The sequence below is a fragment of the Streptomyces sp. NPDC002958 genome, from assembly GCF_055563255.1.
Genome location: NZ_JBVHDS010000085.1, coordinates 1 through 1,292, shown reverse-complemented (window position 1 = coordinate 1,292; position 1,292 = coordinate 1). Strand labels below are relative to the sequence as shown.

At 63.2% G+C, this 1,292-nt stretch carries 1 protein-coding gene; it reads left to right on the top strand.

What is annotated here, in order from left to right:
- Window positions 1-9: 9 nt before the first annotated feature.
- Window positions 10-1,292, top strand: a 1,283-nt coding sequence (locus ACZ3IC_RS34190; RefSeq protein WP_467422630.1) for an amino acid adenylation domain-containing protein, incomplete at its 3' end; no start/stop codon positions are given.

The window sequence follows — 1,292 nt, the reverse complement described above, 5'->3', positions numbered from 1 at the left end:
CGTCTGGATGTGTTGGTGGCGGGTGAGCGTCGTCGGGTGTTGGAGGAGTGGAACGATACGGCGGTGGAGGTGCCGGGGGTTTCGTTGCCGGTGTTGTTCGAGGAGCGGGTGGGGTCTGTTCCGGGTGCGGTGGCGGTGGTGTGTGGTGATGTGTCGTTGTCGTATGGGGAGTTGGATGGGCGGGTGAATCGTCTGGCGCGGTTGTTGGTGTCGCGTGGGGTGGGGGTGGAGTCGCGGGTTGTGGTGGCGTTGCCGCGGTCGGTTGATGTGGTGGTGGCGTTGTTGGCGGTGTTGAAGGCGGGGGCGGCGTATGTGCCGGTGGATCCGTCGTATCCGGTGGAGCGTGTGCGGTTCATGGTGGAGGATTCGGCGCCGGTGGTGATGGTGTCGGTTTCGGGTGCTGTGGATGGTATCGGGTCGGTGGGTGTGCCGGTGGTGTTGTTGGATGATCCGGGGGTGGTGGCGGAGTTGGAGGGGTTGTCGTCGGTTTCGTTGGGTGTGGTGCCTTCGTTGTTGTCGGCGGCGTATGTGATTTATACGTCGGGTTCGACGGGGCGGCCGAAGGGTGTGGTGGTCGAGCATCGTTCGTTGGGTGCGTATTTGGTGCATAACCGTGAGGTGTATGGGGGTGTTGGGGGTAGTTCTCTGGTGCATACGTCGGTGTCTTTTGATCTGACGGTGACGGCGTTGTTCACGCCGTTGGTGAGTGGTGGGTCGGTGCGGTTGGGGGAGTTGGCTGAGGCGGGGGATGTGGGGGTGTCGTTGATGAAGATGACGCCGAGTCATCTTGTCCTGTTGGAGGGGATGGATGCTTCGGTGGGGCCTTCGGAGACGTTGTTGGTGGGTGGTGAGGCGTTGTCGGGTGAGTTGTTGGGGCGGTGGCGTGAGCGTCATCCGGGTGTGGTGGTTTTCAATGCGTATGGTCCGTCGGAGGCGACGGTGAATTGTCTTGAGTGGCGGTTGGGTCCGGGTGATGTGACGCCGGTGGGGGCTGTGCCGATCGGGCGTCCGTTCCCGAATACGCGGGTGTATGTGTTGGATGGTGGGTTGCGTCCGGTGCCGGTGGGTGTTGCGGGTGAGTTGTATGTGGCGGGTGCGCCGTTGGCTCGTGGGTATTTGGATCGTGCGGGTTTGACGGCGGGGCGTTTTGTGGCGTGTCCGTGGGGTGGTGGGCGTATGTATCGCACGGGTGATGTGGTGCGGTGGCGTGCGGAGGGTGTGCTGGAGTTCGTGGGGCGGGCCGACGACCAGGTCAAGGTCCGGGGTTACCGCATCGAACTCGGCGAGATCGA